The sequence below is a fragment of the Brevibacillus sp. BD137 genome, assembly GCF_041644655.1.
In the GTDB taxonomy this organism is placed as follows: domain Bacteria; phylum Bacillota; class Bacilli; order Brevibacillales; family Brevibacillaceae; genus Brevibacillus; species Brevibacillus brevis_D.
Genome location: NZ_JAOTNO010000001.1, coordinates 258,335 through 274,679, shown reverse-complemented (window position 1 = coordinate 274,679; position 16,345 = coordinate 258,335). Strand labels below are relative to the sequence as shown.

Sequence of the window (16,345 nt, the reverse complement as noted above, 5' to 3'; positions counted from 1 at the left end):
TCACTCTATGCCACAGAAAGGAGGAGGGAGCCGATGGACGACAAATACATGGGAGCGTCATCGACTTCGTCACCCACACTGCCACTCCCGGCAAACGGGAAGCAGAAAGGAAGACGCAGAAGAGGCAGTCTTTTTCAGGCATTGATTCCCTCCCAGACAGAAGGTAAGCGCCCTTTACTACCGATCGTTTTGGCCGTTCTGGTCTGGGTAGGACTTGCCTATGCTGGATATGCCTTTGCTGTTTATACGTTGGACAAGCAGCAACAATTTGTAAACCAACGAATTGATCAAATTCAGGAAAATAATCAAAAGCAGATGAAGGCATTGGGAGATCAATTGACTCTCGTGCAGGAAGAAATGCAAAATGTCCAGAAGGGTCTAGGAAATCTGGAAGAAGATTTGGCTTTGACGGGTGAAACCATTGGTGGCACCAACAAGACCAAAGAAGCCCTGCAGGATCGGGTTGACCAACTCAACAAACAGCTGGTTGATTTGAAAGCATCTCTGAAAAAATTGGAGGATGCTGCCCGTGCTTGGTAAGATAAACCGTTTCTTTCTCTTTCTGTTGGCGCCTGCTCTCGGTTTTTTGGTCGCTTTTGCGCTGGACAATCCAGTGGACAGGGTCCAGACAGAAGGACTGAAGCTTTCTTCTGCCGTAGCGAAGAGCCAAGCAGATGAGCTGGGGGAACGGCTCAACGATACCAAGGTGCAGCTTCGAAACGTAGAAATCGTCATCGAAGACATCCGGGATCGCTCGAAAAAGGAACAGAAAGAATACGAGCAACAAAACAAGAAGATCAGCAGCGCACTTGAAGCGAGCAAATCCCAGACACAAAAATCTGCGGATGTATTGGACACGATTTTGTCCAACATGCTTGGCAAGCCGATCGGTCAACACTTTGGGAAAAACTCGACAGTGAAAGTATATTCCCTGCAAGAAGGCGGATACCGCGGCTATATGGCAAAAGTTCGCCTCAATGATCCAAACGCGCTGAAAATGGTGCTGGCCAACAACTCTGTGAAAAGTAAGGGAGAAACAACAAGTCAAGCTGGTAAGCGTACAGGCTCCATTCTTGCGATCAATGCAGGCGGCTTTATGTCGGACAAGCAGGGCAATCTGACTCCGTTAGGCATTACGGTTGTTGACGGCAAGATTCGAACCTTTTCCAATAATGCGAAGCTGAGCTTTGTCGGTTTCAATAACAAAGGTCATCTGGTCGGAACAAGCATCAAGACGCAGGCGCAAATTACGCAACAAGGGATATTGCAGGGAGCGAGCTTCTTGCCTCGTCTTTTGCAGGGTGGAAAACGATTGCCTATTCCGCGTGAATGGGCGAATGCGCGTCAACCACGGACACTGATCGGACATTTCGACAACGGCGATTTGCTGCTGATTGTCATTGATGGAAGACGAGATGGCTGGAGTAATGGTGTTACGCTGGAGGAAGCGCAAAGAAAGCTGCAAGAGTGGCATGTCATGGATGCGTATAATCTCGACGGCGGCGGCTCCAGTGCGTTTTATTACAACGGCAAGCTGTTGAACAAGCCTTCTGGCGGCAAAGAACGACGCGTGGTGAGCAATTTGGTCATCATGCCGTAAGCAAAAATCGCAACACTCTTCTGCGAAGACGACAAGTCTTGCTGCAGAAGAGTGTTTTTTTCTGTAGAGAAAAGTTTGCCTAGGCAACTGTGAATGTGGGTTGACCTTGAAAATTGCTGAAAATTATAATAATAGAAGGAGTTAATGAAATGGAATAGGAGGGATCGCATGAAAAAAGGGATGATGGTTACCCTCTCGATTGTTACCGTGCTTTCGTTTCCTCATTTGGCTGTGGGGAAAGTCCCGGGTGTGCCAGCAGGCGTGCAAGGAGCTACAAAAGGAATTGTCGCGGTCTCTCATCCAGCAGCGGCACAGGTCGGTAGAGATATCTTGGCAAGAGGCGGCAATGCGATTGACGCTGCGGCTGGGATCCAATTTGCGCTAAATGTAGCAGAACCGTATATGTCCGGTATCGGCGGCGGTGGTTTTATGATGATTTATGTGAAGGATCAAAACAAAGTGACGGTGATAGATAGTCGAGAAGTGGCTCCTTCCAAGGTGACTCCCGATATGTTTTTACAGGCAGATGGTACGCCGATCCCATTTGAGGAGAGACATACGAGTGGTCAGGCCGTAGGTGTCCCAGGCACATTGCTGGGCGTAGAGCAGGCGTTGGAATCGTATGGGACATGGGACTTGGGAAAAGTGATAGAACCGTCGATTGAATTGGCGGAAAAAGGAGTTCGCGTCAACTGGGTGTCCGCTCAATTTATTGCCAATTCCATGGAAAAGCTGAAAAAGCACGGGGCTGCTGCACAGGTGTTTGCGCCAAACGGCGTTCCACTCAAAGAAGGCGAGGTGCTGGTTCAGCCCCAATTGGCGAAAACGTTGAAGATCATCCGCGACAAAGGCTCTGATGCCTTGTATGAAGGGGAAATTGGCAAGGCACTCGTCGAGGAGGTACAAAGGACGGGAGGCTCTATGACTCTCGATGATTTGCAGGCGTATCAAGTAAAAGAGCGTGAACCTGTCCACGGCATGTATCGCGGATATGAAGTGATTTCGATGGCACCCCCCAGTTCTGGTGGCTTGACACTCATTCAGATTTTGAAGCTGATGGAAGGCTACGATAACCAAAAGGACGGAATTGGGTCGGTAGCCTATTTGCATCATCTGATCGAAGCTAATCACCTTGCCTACGCAGACCGGGCGGCGTTTATGGCGGACGCGGATGTTTATCCAGTACCGAAAAAGGGGCTGATTGCGGACGAATACATCAAGGAGCGGCTCCAGCTCATTCGTGAAGAGACAGCGAATGCCAATGTAGTGGCAGGAGATCCTTGGAAATACGATCCTGGCAAAAAGCCAGTGGTGTCCATGAAACTGAGAGATCAATCTCCGGTCAAGCAGACCACGCATTTCTCTGTGATGGACAAATGGGGGAATATCGTTGCGTATACGACCACGATCGAAGATATTTTTGGCAGCGGTGTGATGGTTCCTGGTTATGGCTTCATGCTCAATAATGAGCTGACAGATTTTGACGCGATTCCTGGCGGAGTCAATCAGGTCGAGCCCGGCAAACGTCCACGTTCGAGCATGACGCCAACCATGGTGCTAAAAGACGGGAAGCCTTTTTTAGCAATTGGCTCCCCTGGTGGCTCAACCATTATCGCCTCTGTATCGCAGACGATTCTTAATGTGATCGATCATGGAATGGAAATTGAGGATGCCATCCGTGCACCACGGATCTTTTCTAGCAGCTATCCGAATGTGACGTGGGAAGCAGGCATTGATCAAGATGTCATCTTGCAATTGATGGCAAAAGGTCACGTCTTTGCTGAGGAACCGACAAACATTGGCAACGTCCAAGCGATTGTGTACGATTTTGAAACGGGAAAAATGTACGGCGGAGCAGATAACACACGCGAGGGTACTGTACTCGGGGTCGATGCCATTGCGTATACGGCTGCTCAGCCAATCCAGTCCCCAAAAGAAAAAGATGGGCCCTTTCATTTACGAGTAAACGGCAATGTCTATCCATACACGGCCGATCAAAAAGTGATGATAGATGGAGTAGCGTATGTTCACGCCAACAAGTTGCTGTTAGGGCTGGGACAAAAAGTGACGTCCTTCCAGTCTGATGTGGTCATGGTGAAGGGAATTCCTTACTTGCCTGTCAAAAAAGTTGGCGAGAAGCTGGGCTATACGGTCATGTGGAAGGAAGGAGAGCGGTCCATCGAGTTGAATAACAAAAGTAGGCTGATCAAGGAAAGGATGTAGCAAAAATGAAGAAAGTACTTGTACTCGGCGGAACGCGATTTTTTGGAAAGCGATTGGTCCAGCTTCTCGTTGAAGCGGGGGCAGACGTTACCGTGGCAACGAGGGGGCTTACCCAAGTGGAGTTGCCTGCCGCTGTCAAAAGAATGACGCTTGACCGAGATAACGTCCACTCGCTAGCGGCTGCAGGGGAACAGCAGTGGGACGTGGTGTACGATAACATCTGCTATTCCTCTCAAAATGCACTGGATGCGTGTAAGGTTTTTCGGGGGAAAGTGGGGAAGTACGTTTTGACCTCTACCTTGTCCGTCTACGATTATGCCGAGGAACCACTACAGGAAGGAGCATTTGATCCATACAGGTATGCAATCAACTTGAAAACGAGAGACGAGACAACCTATCAAGAGGGAAAGCGTCAAGCAGAAGCCGTCTTTTTTCAAGAAAAGGCCTTTCCTGTCGTAGCCGTTCGTTTTCCAATCGTACTGGCGGAAGACGATTACACACAGCGGCTATGGTTTCATATTGAGCATGTCCAAGAGGAGCGGCCGATTGGTATCACGAATCCCGCTGCACAGATGGGCTTCATACATGCACAGGAAGCAGCTCAATTTTTGACATGGCTGACGACAACGTCCATCACAGGGCCAGTGAATGCGTGCTCGGATGGGACTGTTTCGCTTGCTAAGCTAATGGAGACCATTGCGCAAATAGTCGGAAAACCTGCCCGGATCGAACAAACGACAGATGCTTCTGACGCGTCTCCCTTTGGATTTTTAGCATCCTTGTACATGGATAACGGAAAGGCTAAGGCTGCGGGCTTCCCATTTTGGGTGCTAAATGAATGGTTACCAGCGCTTGTCAAACACCTAAACGAGAAATATACCGCTGAAAAAGCGTGACCTATCTACCTTTTTTTTCGTACTACTCCGTGGTAAGGTAGAGCAGAACGTATGTGTCTGTAAGGAACCAGGAGGATCGATCATGAACAAAAATCGCACCAGCAGCCTTGCGATCATCGCAGCGCTATCAGTAGCACTACTCAGTGGATGTGAACCTCCCTCATTAAGCGGAATGCTATCCAGCGAGTCGAATGGACAGCCCGCAGGTGAGGGCACGCAAGCAACGACAGGTGAGCCGAATAAAGAGGAGACGACACGTCCCCAACGGGCAACGCTTGCAGAGACGATAAAAGATGTGGATGGAGTGCCAACCGTTACGAATGCAACAGATCTCTCAGTTGTCGTAAATAAACAGCGGGCATTGCCTGGCGATTATATTCCACCGGATTTGGTAGAGCCGAATGTTCCGTTTCCCTTTGATGAAAAAGTGGAGAAGCGATTGCTGCGAGCAGAAGCCGCACAAGCTTTAGAAGAACTGTTTGCCAAAGCAAAGACAGAAGGTATTGAACTGTATGCCGTTTCTGGCTATCGCTCATATAAGACTCAAAAATCGCTGTACGAAACGTATGTAAGGACGCAAGGTGCAGAACATGCCGCTGCCTACAGTGCCGTGCCTGGAAAGAGCGAGCATCAGACTGGCTTGGCTATGGATGTGTCCGGACATGATGCTAGTACACGCCTGGAAGAATCGTTTGGTGAGACACCTGAAGGACTATGGTTGGCAGCCAACTGTGCAGATTCTGGGTTCGTCATTCGTTATTTGAAGGGGAAGGAAGATACGACTGGATATGCGTATGAGCCTTGGCATTTGCGTTATGTAGGGAAGGAAATGGCAAAAGAAATTATGGCAGGTGGCCTTACTTTGGAGGATTATTTTTCTGAAGCGGCAATTGCCCACAAATAACGTCATCAAAACGAAAAGAGCCGCCCCGATAAGGAGCGGCTTTTCTCTGCCTGGATCCATGTTAATGTGGAAGGCGAATCTGGGACAGCGGCCAGTATACAGCTTCTGCACGTCCTACTACATGATCCAGTTCAACAGGGCCAATGACGCGGCTGTCCATACTGTTGTTGCGATTATCCCCCATGACAAACACACTGCCCTCAGGAATCTTCACAGGATCAAAATCTTCGGTTAACGTCACACCTGCCGCAGAGGTTTTTAGCTTGTTTTCGACCAAATACTCTTCGCTGAGCGGTTTGCCATTGACGTACACTTGATCATTTTTGGCTTCAACGGTGTCACCAGCAACTGCGACCACGCGCTTGATCCAGTTGTCGCCAGTAGCATCTGGATGAATGATGACGATATCACCAGGCTGCGGTTCTTTAAGGTAGTAAATCGCTTTGTTTACGATGACGCGCTCGCGGTCATGCAACGTACTTTCCATGGAGCGCCCTTGGACGACGTAGGGAGCCATGACAAATACGTAGATGAAGGCTGTCAATCCACCAATCAAGACAAACGATTTTAACCAATCAAGCAATTCCACTTTCCATTTTGGTGTAGGGTTGGTTTGTTCCATTGAAATTCTCCTATGTATGTGATTTCTGTGGCAAATATGCCTGGTTCAATTGCCTCGTGTGTGTAAGGCTGTCTTCCCATTATACATGCTATACGAATAGATACGAAAGATGATTCAAGGAAATAATTGGTTGGTGGATGAAGCTGGAAAAAGTCGAAATATTATTTTGCTAGCTTACCTATTGTCAGTTTTTCCTGTTTGAGTTAAGATGTTCTTGAAATAAGTTTTACAATAAAAATATTAAGTGGTAAACACTTTGTCTGGCTCATACATATCTTTCGTGAAAAGAAATAATTTCGGGAGTCCTATTGATCTTCCGGTACTTAGGCTATATAGTTTTATAGTAAAAGTACTTATATTATTAATTTTCCGAAAATAGGTGATGTCGTGAGCAATATGTCCCGTGCCAGTAAACTTGAGGAACTGGATCGAGTTTTTGTCGAGATTGCTCGTTTCTTTATTAACAATTGGCTAGAGGAAGAGTCAATCAGTCCGAAGCAGTTTATCTTGCTACGTGTGCTACATCAAAAAGGACGAAGCACAGTTTCTGAGCTGGCGACTATTTTGAAGTTATCCAATAGTGCCACCACGATCGCACTCAATCGGTTGGTCAAGGCCGGTTTTATTGACCGGGTTCGAGATGAACAGGATCGACGTGTCGTGTGGGTCACTTTGTCACAACAAGCCGTTCCAACTCTGGAAGGACTTTTGTGCCACAGGAGAGCACTAGTAGGAAAGCTGCTGGAGAATCTGACTGACGACGAGTTAGAGCAGTTTACGTATTTTCTCAGGAAAATGCAGCAGTGCATATAGCATGCCTTCAAGTTCGGGTTTGGGGACATTCGTGTAAGACAAAAGTGTGTACCGCGGAATGGGAGTGTACACATATGAAAAAGAAAAGCACACTGATCATGAGTTCTTGTATCTTAGGAGCAGCTCTCTTCACACAAGCTGCATTTGCTGAAGAGGCAGTAAAAGCTACTGAAACGACTCCTGCAAAAGAAGCAACAACAACGGCAACAGAAGACAAAGCTGCAACAGATGAAAAGCCAGCTACTGAAGAAAAGCCGGCAACTGATGCTACAACAACTGCACCAGCAACTAAACCTGAAGTAAAACCTGTGACTCCACAAACCGTTACTCCAATTCAAGGTTTGAATCAACAAGGTGGCTGGGTCATCATGCCAGGTAAAGATGAGTATGTATGGGTGAGTGGTCAATATGTTCCAGTCATCTCTAACGTAGCTGGCTGGGCAATGATGCCAGGAGCAGATCAATATGTTATCACTGGTGGCGTAACTCCTGTGAGTGCTCCAGCAGCTGGTTGGGCAATGATCGCTCCAGAATCTGATAACGAAAAATAAGCATAGCTGAATATAAAGGCGCTTTGTCCCTCGATTGGGCAAGGCGTCTTTTTTTGCTAAATTTGGAGATTCCCGTACAAACTAAAGCGGATAGAAATCAAATGGAAGGAGGAACGAAAATGGCAGGTTATGATAAGGATCAGGCTCAGTCCAGGGCGAGAGAGTTGGGGGCTGAAGATGCTGGCACAGCCGTCTACTATCAAGAGGCAGACGAACATACGGCTGGTCTGGCTACGACGCAGGAGCAGGTCAGTGACATGTACAAGATGGGAACTATTGAGGACAGAGAACAGACGATGTAAAAGCACAGGAAAAGAGCAAGGCCAGCCCGGATACAAGGAGGCTGGCCGCTTTTTATTCCATTGATAAAAAATTTTTTATTGACTTAGTAGATTGTATCGGTAAGAATACAAGAGGAATCAGAAAATTTAAAAAGGGTGTGCCACGAATGAGAGACTCACGATTAGATCAATTAGCGTACAATCTGGTTAACTATTCTGTACGAGTACAGCCAGGGGAAAACATTTTGATCAACGCGAAAGGGGACACACCGGATTTGGTGCAAGCCCTCGTGCGTGAGATTTACAAAGCAGGCGGCAGTCCTTATGTTCAATTGATTGATCCCGCCGTAAGCCGAGAAATCGCAATGAATTGTAAGGAAGAGCAGTTGAAGACCATGGCTCAACATGAAGGTGAACTCATGGAGAAAATGCAAGGTTATATCGGGATTCGTGCAGCGAGCAACATCAATGAGATGGCTGATGTTCCAAGTGACAAGCTGAGTATCTATTCTCGCCTGTATGAGCTGCCAGTGATGAACGTGCGCGTGCCAAAAACGAAGTGGGTTGTTCTTCGTTATCCGAATCCTTCCATGGCGCAGCTTGCGAACATGTCTACAGCAGCTTTTGAAGATTTTTACTTCCAGGTATGTAACCTGGATTACGCGAAAATGGACAAAGCAATGGACAGTCTGGTTGACTTGATGAATCGCACAGACAAGGTACGCTTGGTAGGACCTGAAACAGATCTCAGCTTCTCAATCAAGGACATCCCTGCTGTGAAATGTGCTGGCCTGCGCAATATTCCAGATGGTGAAGTGTATACAGCACCTGTGAAGAATTCTGTAAATGGTGTTATCACTCATAATGCGCCAACACCATACCACGGCTTCACATTCGAAAATGTTCGCCTGACCTTCAAGGACGGCAAAATTGTCGAAGCAACAGCGAACGATACCGAACGCTTGAATCAAATTTTGGATACAGACGAGGGAGCGCGCTTCATTGGAGAATTCGCCATCGGTGTGAATCCTTACATTCGCAACCCGATGAAAGATATCTTGTTTGACGAAAAAATAGACGGAAGCTTCCACTTCACGCCTGGTCAATGCTATGACGAAGCTTACAATGGCAACAAATCGTCTGTGCACTGGGACATGGTTTCCATCCAGCGTCCGGATTGGGGCGGAGGGGAAATCTGGTTTGATGACGTCCTGATTCGCAAAGATGGTCGTTTTGTCATTGCAGAGCTTGAATGTCTGAATCCAGAAAACTTGAAAGGGTAAGGTATAGCCTACCCCATCATTTGTCGTACTGTCGGAGCCTTTCGTGCGCAAGCATAATATCCATTTCTAGCTGAAATAGCATGTGCAGATTGCTTGAAGGAAGAGTAATTCTGCGTGCCGCGTGGTAGAGAAGTGGCTTGTTTTGTTTGACGACCGTCATGATTTCCACAACCGGTGGAACGACTTGCTTGATTCTTAGCAGGCTTTGCAAATAGCGGAGAAATGTTTGAATACTAGCCTGGTCATCCTTGTTCGGTACCGCTTCAATCAAAGCGAAAAAGTCTCGGATGATGATCCGCTTTGTCTCCTGAGGCTCCACTATGGTTGTACGATTCACTTGATCCACCTCACGGGAAAGAGTAACAGCTTCTTTTCTTTACCCGTTGAATGATAAGTGATAAACCTTTTGTCTGATAAAAAGTCTTTGGCATGTGCGTGTGCCAAAGACTTTTCGTTTTTATGACTCACGATGACCATCGTAGATGCTTGTTTCTTCCATGGGTATCCGTATGCGCAGGAGTAACCAGGCATTTAAGAGAGAAAACGCCAGGGCAGTTGCCACAGCGGAAAATGTCAGCGGGAGTAGCAGCAGCTCAAGCGATACGACCAAGTAGTTGGGGTGACGAATGAACCGATAAGGACCTTGCTTGATTGGAGCCTCGCCCGGGAGGATGAAGATGCGGGTATTCCACCGTTTGCCCAAGCTTCGAATACACCAATAGCGAAGTCCTTGCGCGATTAAAAACAGGCAGAACGGAATGGCCCACCAAGAGGGCAGAACCATTGCGCTGCCTTTTCCCACCACTTCGAAAAGGAGCGAGAGAAAAAAGAGAAAATGAAGAAGGACGATGTATTTGTAATGACTCGCCCCAACTTCGTAGCCCCCTTTCGAGCGGATATAGCGAGCATTCCTCATGGCAATGAGAAGCTCTACCAGCCGTTGTAACACGACTCCAGCCATGACAAATCCAAAAAAGAGCAACATGACTATCTCGCCTCCAGAAGTAAGAGCTCGGAGCTAAACCCAGGTCCAAGCGCAGCGACCAATCCGCGATCTCCTGGCTCCCACGCCTTCTCCATGCTTTTTTCCAGGACGAACAGAACCGTAGGGGACGACATGTTTCCAAAATTGGTTAAGACATCTTCAGAAAACCGAGTGGCTTTTGTGTCAATACCCAGGGACCGCTGATAAGCCGTTAGTACCTTGGCGCCACCTGGATGGAAAATGAAATGGCGTAGATGGTCAATAGACATCCCATGCGGTGACAAAAAGCTCTCCACGTTTTCTCGCATGGAAGAACGAATGAGAGTAGGGATGTCACGAGAGAAAATGACTTTTAACCCTGGATCGGTCAATTCCCATCCCATAATATCTACCGTGTCCGGCCATGTTGTCGTTCGCGCATCACAGAATTGAACTTTAGGTGTGTCCGAAGAGGACGAGACTTGATCTCCTTCTATTAATACGGCTGCGGCTCCATCTCCAAAGAGGCAGGTTGCGACCAAATTGCTTTTGGACAAATCTTGTCGGATGAAGGTCAAGCCACACAGTTCTACGCTCACAAGCAATACTCGCCGGGAGGGATAAGCCTGGGTGTACTCGCATGCACGCGACAATCCCATCGCTCCACCAGCACAGCCAAGGCCCCACAACGGGACACGGGTTGCTTGGGAACGGAGTCCTAAACGATGGAGCAAGCGGGAATCAAGGCTTGGGGTCGCAATGCCAGTGCTTGATACAAACATCAGACAATCGATGGATGACGGCTCGACCCCAGCTTTTGTCAAACACTTTCGAGCTGCTTCCTCTGCCAAGGCTTCCGCATGCTCGATATACAATTGATTTTTCTCCGCAAACGGGCGGTCTTCCAAAAACCAATCCATTGGCATACTAAAATATCGCTTCTGAATGTGACTATGTGCAAATACGTGTAACAAACGGTTTATATCGGGAAAAGCATCTTGAAAAAATAGGCGTGCCAGCTTCATGGAATCCTCTTGTGTAATCTCATGGGAAGGTACTGCTGTAGCTACTGCTTCTATACGGGGCATCCATTCATTCACTCCCGTCTATTTTGATTAGCCCTTAGCTTATCCCTTCCAATTGGTTCCAATTCATGCAGCACCATGTGCGAAGGCGCAGGTTGATTGTCAGCATTTTTCCATGATTCGTTTGAATGAATAAGTGGCAGTTTCGTGGATTTGGTTGAACTTATAAAAAAAGATAGGTAAAATATTCCTGATTATATGAAAAAAGACCTACTTTAGATTTTGATAGATAGGTCTAATGTATGAATGAAAAGAGGGGAACATCGGATAGATCGGGGGTAGTGTACTTTGGGCTCACGCTGGATTAGCTTGGGTGTGTCCTGTGGAATCATCACGGTTTGGCTGATCGGATACGGATTGCCGACGGATGAGAGTATGGTTATCTTTCTTTTTCTTGTGGCTGTCATTCAGACGCTTGCTGCCTATCGTATAGGGAAATATATAGATCAGCTGCGGCAGATGGCTTATCACGATTCACTCACAGGCGTTCTCGTCAATCGCAGATTTCTGGACAAGTTGGTCGCAGAAGTAGAGTTGGCAAAAAGCAATCATCAATCTGTTACCTTATTGTTTATTGATTTGGATAATTTCAAAATATTCAATGATTCATTTGGCCATATGGAAGGCGACAGACTCCTTTGCCAATTTGCAAGAATCTTGCAAGCAAGTGTACGGAAACAAGACATTGTTGGAAGGTGGGGCGGGGAAGAATTCGTCGTTTTGTTAACGCAGACAGACACAAGAAGAGCACTGGGAATCGGAGAACGAATTCAAAATCAAGTGCGAGACGCACTTTCAGGGGTCACTGTCAGCATCGGAGTAGCCTCGTATCCACACCATGCCGCAACAGCGGAAGAGTTAGCGAAAAAAGCAGATATGCTTATGTATGAAGCGAAAAAAAGGAAAGATTGCATGATGGTCGCTTCGAATGAAATGATAAATATTGGCAAGGCTAACACTCGTCCTCTCTCTTGACACGAGTGTTTTTTTCTATTGTAAAGAGCATTTACAAAAACTTAATAATTCCTTAAAGAAAAATATACACATTTGACCTTGATTTTAAATTTACGGAAACAATAACATTCGATATAATCTTGTAGGTGCCATTTATTCAAAGGAGTGAAGAAGTCCCGTATGTTGAAATCAAACAAGTATATCTTCTTTGATCTGTTCGAACAGCAGATTGCCACGGTACACAAAGGAACTCATCTTTTCTATGAAATGATAGGAAACTATCAAGATCTAGAAACAAAGGTCAAGGCAATCAAGGCTGTCGAGAAAGAAGGAGACGAAATCGTTCGTCGCATCATGAACGAGTTGAACTCTACTTTTATCACTCCGCTTGAGCGTGAAGACATTCACCAACTCGCTCATACGATGGACTCGATGATCGACTACATTGACGGTGTCGCTGATCGTATGTATCTGTACCAAGTCACTCAACCAGATCCACGTGTATTGGCACAAGCCAATATTTTGGTGAAATGCTCGGCTAAGCTGATCGAGCTGATTCGCACACTGCGCAAGCTGGATCATAAAGTCGTTACACAAATCGCTGGGGAAATCAAAGATTTGGAGCATGAATCTGACTCCAACTACCGCAAAATGGTATCTGATTTGTTGAATTCTCCTGATACCAACCCAATGGAAGCGATCAAACTCAAAGAGATTTACGATAAGCTCGAAGACTGTGCTGACTTCGCTGAGGACGTCTCCAACCTGGTAGAAGGGATCGTGTTAAAGAATGCCTGATCTTTCGCCAGAGGTGATTATTCTCGTACTCGTCGTCATCATGGCGTTAGCATTTGACTTTATCAATGGTTTTCATGATACGGCGAACGCGATTGCTACTTCTGTTTCGACACGCGCATTAAGTCCGAAAACCGCGATTATTATTGCATCCCTGTGTAACTTGATTGGTGCACTCTCGTATACGGGGGTAGCGAAGACAATCGGGGGAAGCATTACCGATCCATTCAAGCTAGAAAATGGATTGGTCGTCGTTTTGGCGGCGTTGACATCTGCGATTTTGTGGAACCTAATCACCTGGTGGTTCGGAATTCCTAGCTCGTCCTCGCACGCGATTATCGGAGGCGTTGCAGGTGCCGCTTTTGGTGCCGCAGGAAGTGGCGCCATTAACTGGTCAGGTTTCATTAGCATTATTCAGGCGTTGATCATATCACCGCTTGTTGCCTTTGCTATTGGTTTTGTGGTGATCAAGCTTGTGTCTTGGTTTGTTCGTAACTCTGCGTATCACAAAACCAATAAAGGTTTCCGTTCGATGCAAGTATTGTCTGCTTCTTGGCAGGCTTTCAGCCATGGAGCCAACGATGCGCAAAAAACAATGGGCGTAATCACCCTTGCTCTGATTTCTGGAGGATTCTTGGTACAAGCACCGGGCGAATTCGTTATTCCACTGTGGGTAAAACTTTCAGCTGCTCTTGCAATGGCATTAGGAACAGCCTTTGGTGGATGGCGGATCATCAAGACCTTGGGTGGTAAGATTATGAAAATCAAGCCAATTTCCGGTTTTTCAGCAGACCTGTCTTCTGCCTTGATTATCACAATCTTTACAGCTTTGAAACTGCCAGTGAGCACAACGCATGTGATCACATCCGCCATCTTGGGGGTTGGGGCATCGCAAAAGCTGAACGCTGTAAAATGGGGCCTGGCTGGCCGAATATTGGTCACATGGGTCATTACCCTTCCGATTACCGGACTTTTGGCTGCTGCATGCTACGTCGTGTTTGACGTTTTCCTGTAGAGCTACATCTTTATCCAACAGACAACAGACACCTTTCCGTTGTAAAGTACGCGGGAAGGTGTCTTTTTCATTAACTTGATCCCGTTAAACGCTCCCATAAGCCCGGCTTGGGTTTAATTTGCACGAGGCGTACGGCAGAGAATGGGATATAGTCAAGCGAGCCATCTCGTTCTTCAATTAATATGCCATTTGGGCTGTAATCATACAATTTGCCTTCTGCATACGCGGATAATCCTTGGCCGATCCTATCAGGAGCAAAATGAATACGTACGTAGCGATCAAGATACTCTTCCAAAATTCCGTCATCCATCCTATTTCCCTCCTTTTTCATTCTTTCTCCTAGTTATTGCCTGCATTGCGACAATTCAGACGAGGCAAAGAAAAAACCACCCGGTCGGACTGACCTGAGTGGCAATAGATATGGCATATTGACGTTATTCGATCGAGTTTTGGGAATGTCCGGCCTGCTTGCTTTTCCGTGCAAACACGAGCATCAAGATGACACCGGCAGCAACTAAGCACAGACTGACTAATTGAGCGACACGCAGGGTATCGGCTATCAACAAACTGTCTGTACGCATGCCCTCAATGAAGAAGCGTCCAATCGAATACAGGATCATGTAGCTAAACAAGACCTGTCCATCGAATTTTTTGAATCGGTACAGCATGAGCAGCAGAATGGCGAAAACAACAAGGTTCCACATCGATTCATACAAGAATGTAGGGTGGTAATATTGTCCGCCGATAAACATTTGTTCGCGGATGAACGCAGGGAACTTTTCCATAAACTCAGCAGAGACGGGACCACCATGTGCTTCCTGGTTGATAAAGTTTCCCCAACGTCCGATGGCTTGACCCAAAATAACACTCGGCATAAAAATGTCAGCCAAACGAAGGAACGGTAGTTTATGTTTTCGAATATACCAGGCTCCTGCCAGAACACCACCGATTAAACCACCGTGAATAGCCAAGCCGCCTTGCCAAACTGCGAAGATGTCCAGTGGGTTGTCTTTGTACTGCTGCCATTCAAACGTAACATAATACAATCTTGCACAAACGATGGCTGCTGGAATGATCAGAACCACCATGTTCAAGACGTGATCGGGATCAATGCCAGAACGTTTGGAATTGTAGCGAGCGAGATAAGTACCCAAGAAAAACGCCAGCCCCATTATAATGCCATACCAGTGAATCTTTAAGGGGCCGATTGCAATTGCGATCGGATCAATCATGAATGTGCCTCCTTGCCTCAAAACATCTGTGCCAAGTATAGCACAAATAGGCAGCATGATTCCAACTAACGGCTTACTGAGACTGCAAAAAGCCGAGGATGGCATCAAGAGAGGCCCGTTTTGTCGGGGCAGATATGGAGGAGAATAAATCCCCAAATGTTTCCAGTCGTTTGGGTACCGTATAAACGGTGAAATCTGTGGGATGACAATCGGGAACTTCCTCCCACACGAGTGGCGTTGAGACGGTAGCCTGTTCTTTTGCACGGGTTGAATAAGGGGCTGGTAATGTCTTTCCTCGCCAGTGCTGCAAATAGTCAATGTACAGCTTATCTCCCCGATTCTTCACTAAGCGCTCGATGGTTAAAAGGGAGGGATGCTTGCTGACTAAATAGGATGCGATGAAATGTCCGACTTGGCGCGTCTGTTCAAACGTATAGCGGAGCTCGATCGGAACATAGATTTGCAAGCCGCTGGAACCAGATGTCTTGACCCATGAAGGCAGCTGTAATTCATCGAGCAGCTGTTTCAATAAGAGGGCAGACTCTATCACAACAGCAAAGTCATCTGTGGAAGGGTCGAGGTCAAACACGAGCTCTGTCGGAGTCTCATCCTTGGCGAGGTGAAAGGAGACGTGCCACTCCAATGCCGCTTGATTCGCCATCCATACGAGTGTCGCCCGGTCATTGCACAGTACGTAACGTACGTTTTCCCACATATGCGTTTGTATCCAGTCGGGTGCATAGTCCGGGGCGTTCTTTTGATAGAAGTGCTTGTCACCGATTCCGTGAGGGTAGCGAATGACGGTTAAGAGCCGATCCTTGCTATACCGGAGTAGTGGTGCTGCAACAATCAGCAAATAGCGCAAGTAATCTAGCTTGGTTACCTCGGCCTCTGGCCAAAGAGGCTTGTCAGGGTTTGTGATGGACAATGTGTGATTGTCGATCGTCAGCTCGTACTCTTTTGTTGCAGGACACAATGACATGTTCACCTTCTTTTGAAACGGTATAGGTGTTCCTACTATCTCCCATCCACGATTCTCTATGTGATGGGAATAGCTCTTTGCATATATTTCCTGCCAATCAACCATAATACGGGTAGCTTTCCAACGGTTGGTGATGAAAATGGAA

At 47.0% G+C, this 16,345-nt stretch carries 19 protein-coding genes; 12 read left to right on the top strand and 7 right to left on the bottom strand.

Going from position 1 to position 16,345, the window contains the following annotated elements; all coding sequences use genetic code 11:
• Positions 1-33: 33 nt before the first annotated feature.
• The 5 genes from ODZ53_RS01555 (at position 34) to ODZ53_RS01535 (ending at position 5,623) form a co-directional block, all read left to right on the top strand.
• Positions 34-540 (top strand): hypothetical protein, encoded by a 507-nt coding sequence (locus ODZ53_RS01555; RefSeq protein ID WP_015891946.1) that lies wholly within the window; start codon positions 34-36, stop codon positions 538-540.
• The gene (locus tag ODZ53_RS01550) at positions 521-1,600 is read left to right on the top strand and encodes a phosphodiester glycosidase family protein (protein WP_372675680.1); all 1,080 of its coding nucleotides are present in this window, start codon (positions 521-523) and stop codon (positions 1,598-1,600) included. The genes ODZ53_RS01555 and ODZ53_RS01550 overlap by 20 nt, the downstream gene beginning before the upstream one ends.
• A gap of 168 nt (positions 1,601-1,768) precedes the next feature.
• Positions 1,769-3,823, top strand: coding sequence for a gamma-glutamyltransferase (gene ggt, locus ODZ53_RS01545; protein ID WP_372675679.1), 2,055 nt, complete (start codon positions 1,769-1,771; stop codon positions 3,821-3,823).
• Between the two features lie 5 nt (positions 3,824-3,828).
• Positions 3,829-4,719 (top strand): NAD-dependent epimerase/dehydratase family protein, encoded by an 891-nt coding sequence (locus ODZ53_RS01540; RefSeq protein WP_372675678.1) that lies wholly within the window; start codon positions 3,829-3,831, stop codon positions 4,717-4,719.
• An 82-nt stretch (positions 4,720-4,801) separates the two neighbouring features.
• Positions 4,802-5,623 (top strand): M15 family metallopeptidase, encoded by an 822-nt coding sequence (locus ODZ53_RS01535; RefSeq protein WP_199929872.1) that lies wholly within the window; start codon positions 4,802-4,804, stop codon positions 5,621-5,623.
• A gap of 61 nt (positions 5,624-5,684) precedes the next feature.
• Here the strand turns inward: ODZ53_RS01535 and lepB are convergent, their stop codons facing one another.
• Positions 5,685-6,245 (bottom strand): signal peptidase I, encoded by a 561-nt coding sequence (gene lepB, locus ODZ53_RS01530; protein WP_372675677.1) that lies wholly within the window; start codon positions 6,243-6,245, stop codon positions 5,685-5,687.
• A gap of 387 nt (positions 6,246-6,632) precedes the next feature.
• On the opposite strand from lepB, the gene ODZ53_RS01525 reads away from it, so the two are divergent.
• The 4 genes from ODZ53_RS01525 to ODZ53_RS01510 all read left to right on the top strand — a co-directional run bounded on the left by ODZ53_RS01525 (position 6,633) and on the right by ODZ53_RS01510 (position 9,173).
• Positions 6,633-7,058 (top strand): MarR family winged helix-turn-helix transcriptional regulator, encoded by a 426-nt coding sequence (locus ODZ53_RS01525; RefSeq protein WP_015891940.1) that lies wholly within the window; start codon positions 6,633-6,635, stop codon positions 7,056-7,058.
• A gap of 74 nt (positions 7,059-7,132) precedes the next feature.
• Positions 7,133-7,609 carry a hypothetical protein gene (locus tag ODZ53_RS01520; protein WP_372675676.1) on the top strand — a complete coding sequence of 159 codons (477 nt, stop codon included), beginning with the start codon at positions 7,133-7,135 and terminating at the stop codon, positions 7,607-7,609.
• Positions 7,610-7,728: 119 nt separating this feature from the next.
• Complete coding sequence (locus ODZ53_RS01515) at positions 7,729-7,911, top strand: YozQ family protein (RefSeq protein WP_064200654.1); 183 nt, start codon at positions 7,729-7,731, stop codon at positions 7,909-7,911.
• A 146-nt stretch (positions 7,912-8,057) separates the two neighbouring features.
• A complete protein-coding gene (locus tag ODZ53_RS01510; RefSeq protein WP_372675675.1) occupies positions 8,058-9,173 on the top strand; it encodes an aminopeptidase in 1,116 nt (371 codons plus the stop codon).
• A 16-nt stretch (positions 9,174-9,189) separates the two neighbouring features.
• Here the strand turns inward: ODZ53_RS01510 and ODZ53_RS01505 are convergent, their stop codons facing one another.
• From ODZ53_RS01505 to ODZ53_RS01495, 3 genes are all read right to left on the bottom strand, one after another.
• Positions 9,190-9,510 (bottom strand): hypothetical protein, encoded by a 321-nt coding sequence (locus ODZ53_RS01505; protein WP_199929868.1) that lies wholly within the window; start codon positions 9,508-9,510, stop codon positions 9,190-9,192.
• A 120-nt stretch (positions 9,511-9,630) separates the two neighbouring features.
• Positions 9,631-10,158, bottom strand: coding sequence for an isoprenylcysteine carboxyl methyltransferase family protein (locus ODZ53_RS01500; RefSeq protein WP_372675674.1), 528 nt, complete (start codon positions 10,156-10,158; stop codon positions 9,631-9,633).
• Positions 10,159-10,160: 2 nt separating this feature from the next.
• Positions 10,161-11,225, bottom strand: a complete 1,065-nt coding sequence (locus ODZ53_RS01495) for a type III polyketide synthase (protein ID WP_372675673.1) — start codon at positions 11,223-11,225, stop codon at positions 10,161-10,163.
• Positions 11,226-11,510: 285 nt separating this feature from the next.
• Between ODZ53_RS01495 and ODZ53_RS01490 the strand changes: the two genes are divergently transcribed.
• The 3 genes from ODZ53_RS01490 (at position 11,511) to ODZ53_RS01480 (ending at position 13,986) form a co-directional block, all read left to right on the top strand.
• The gene (locus ODZ53_RS01490; protein WP_372675672.1) at positions 11,511-12,197 is read left to right on the top strand and encodes a GGDEF domain-containing protein; all 687 of its coding nucleotides are present in this window, start codon (positions 11,511-11,513) and stop codon (positions 12,195-12,197) included.
• Between the two features lie 159 nt (positions 12,198-12,356).
• On the top strand, positions 12,357-12,974 hold the full coding sequence (locus ODZ53_RS01485) for a DUF47 domain-containing protein (protein ID WP_007728239.1): 618 nt from the start codon (positions 12,357-12,359) through the stop codon (positions 12,972-12,974).
• Positions 12,967-13,986, top strand: coding sequence for an inorganic phosphate transporter (locus ODZ53_RS01480; RefSeq protein WP_015891932.1), 1,020 nt, complete (start codon positions 12,967-12,969; stop codon positions 13,984-13,986). The genes ODZ53_RS01485 and ODZ53_RS01480 overlap by 8 nt, the downstream gene beginning before the upstream one ends.
• A 70-nt stretch (positions 13,987-14,056) precedes the next feature.
• Here ODZ53_RS01480 and ODZ53_RS01475 read toward each other — a convergent pair whose 3' ends face one another.
• The 3 genes from ODZ53_RS01475 to ligD form a co-directional block, all read right to left on the bottom strand.
• The gene (locus ODZ53_RS01475) at positions 14,057-14,296 is read right to left on the bottom strand and encodes a hypothetical protein (RefSeq protein WP_015891931.1); all 240 of its coding nucleotides are present in this window, start codon (positions 14,294-14,296) and stop codon (positions 14,057-14,059) included.
• A gap of 124 nt (positions 14,297-14,420) precedes the next feature.
• Positions 14,421-15,218 (bottom strand): prolipoprotein diacylglyceryl transferase, encoded by a 798-nt coding sequence (gene lgt / locus ODZ53_RS01470; protein WP_199929864.1) that lies wholly within the window; start codon positions 15,216-15,218, stop codon positions 14,421-14,423.
• A 73-nt stretch (positions 15,219-15,291) separates the two neighbouring features.
• Complete coding sequence (gene ligD, locus ODZ53_RS01465) at positions 15,292-16,194, bottom strand: non-homologous end-joining DNA ligase (RefSeq protein WP_372675973.1); 903 nt, start codon at positions 16,192-16,194, stop codon at positions 15,292-15,294.
• Positions 16,195-16,345: the final 151 nt, after the last annotated feature.

What these genes read in the sequence shown, in the direction of transcription:
- ODZ53_RS01555 (WP_015891946.1), top strand. Translation starts at nt 34, where the DNA reads ATGGACGACAAATACATGGGAGCGTCATCGACTTCGTCACCCACACTG.
- ODZ53_RS01550 (WP_372675680.1), top strand. Translation starts at nt 521, where the DNA reads ATGCTGCCCGTGCTTGGTAAGATAAACCGTTTCTTTCTCTTTCTGTTG.
- ggt (WP_372675679.1), top strand. Translation starts at nt 1,769, where the DNA reads ATGAAAAAAGGGATGATGGTTACCCTCTCGATTGTTACCGTGCTTTCG.
- ODZ53_RS01540 (WP_372675678.1), top strand. Translation starts at nt 3,829, where the DNA reads ATGAAGAAAGTACTTGTACTCGGCGGAACGCGATTTTTTGGAAAGCGA.
- ODZ53_RS01535 (WP_199929872.1), top strand. Translation starts at nt 4,802, where the DNA reads ATGAACAAAAATCGCACCAGCAGCCTTGCGATCATCGCAGCGCTATCA.
- lepB (WP_372675677.1), bottom strand. Translation starts at nt 6,245, where the DNA reads ATGGAACAAACCAACCCTACACCAAAATGGAAAGTGGAATTGCTTGAT.
- ODZ53_RS01520 (WP_372675676.1), top strand. Translation starts at nt 7,133, where the DNA reads ATGAAAAAGAAAAGCACACTGATCATGAGTTCTTGTATCTTAGGAGCA.
- ODZ53_RS01515 (WP_064200654.1), top strand. Translation starts at nt 7,729, where the DNA reads ATGGCAGGTTATGATAAGGATCAGGCTCAGTCCAGGGCGAGAGAGTTG.
- ODZ53_RS01510 (WP_372675675.1), top strand. Translation starts at nt 8,058, where the DNA reads ATGAGAGACTCACGATTAGATCAATTAGCGTACAATCTGGTTAACTAT.
- ODZ53_RS01500 (WP_372675674.1), bottom strand. Translation starts at nt 10,158, where the DNA reads ATGTTGCTCTTTTTTGGATTTGTCATGGCTGGAGTCGTGTTACAACGG.
- ODZ53_RS01495 (WP_372675673.1), bottom strand. Translation starts at nt 11,225, where the DNA reads ATGCCCCGTATAGAAGCAGTAGCTACAGCAGTACCTTCCCATGAGATT.
- ODZ53_RS01485 (WP_007728239.1), top strand. Translation starts at nt 12,357, where the DNA reads ATGTTGAAATCAAACAAGTATATCTTCTTTGATCTGTTCGAACAGCAG.
- ODZ53_RS01480 (WP_015891932.1), top strand. Translation starts at nt 12,967, where the DNA reads ATGCCTGATCTTTCGCCAGAGGTGATTATTCTCGTACTCGTCGTCATC.
- ODZ53_RS01475 (WP_015891931.1), bottom strand. Translation starts at nt 14,296, where the DNA reads ATGGATGACGGAATTTTGGAAGAGTATCTTGATCGCTACGTACGTATT.
- lgt (WP_199929864.1), bottom strand. Translation starts at nt 15,218, where the DNA reads ATGATTGATCCGATCGCAATTGCAATCGGCCCCTTAAAGATTCACTGG.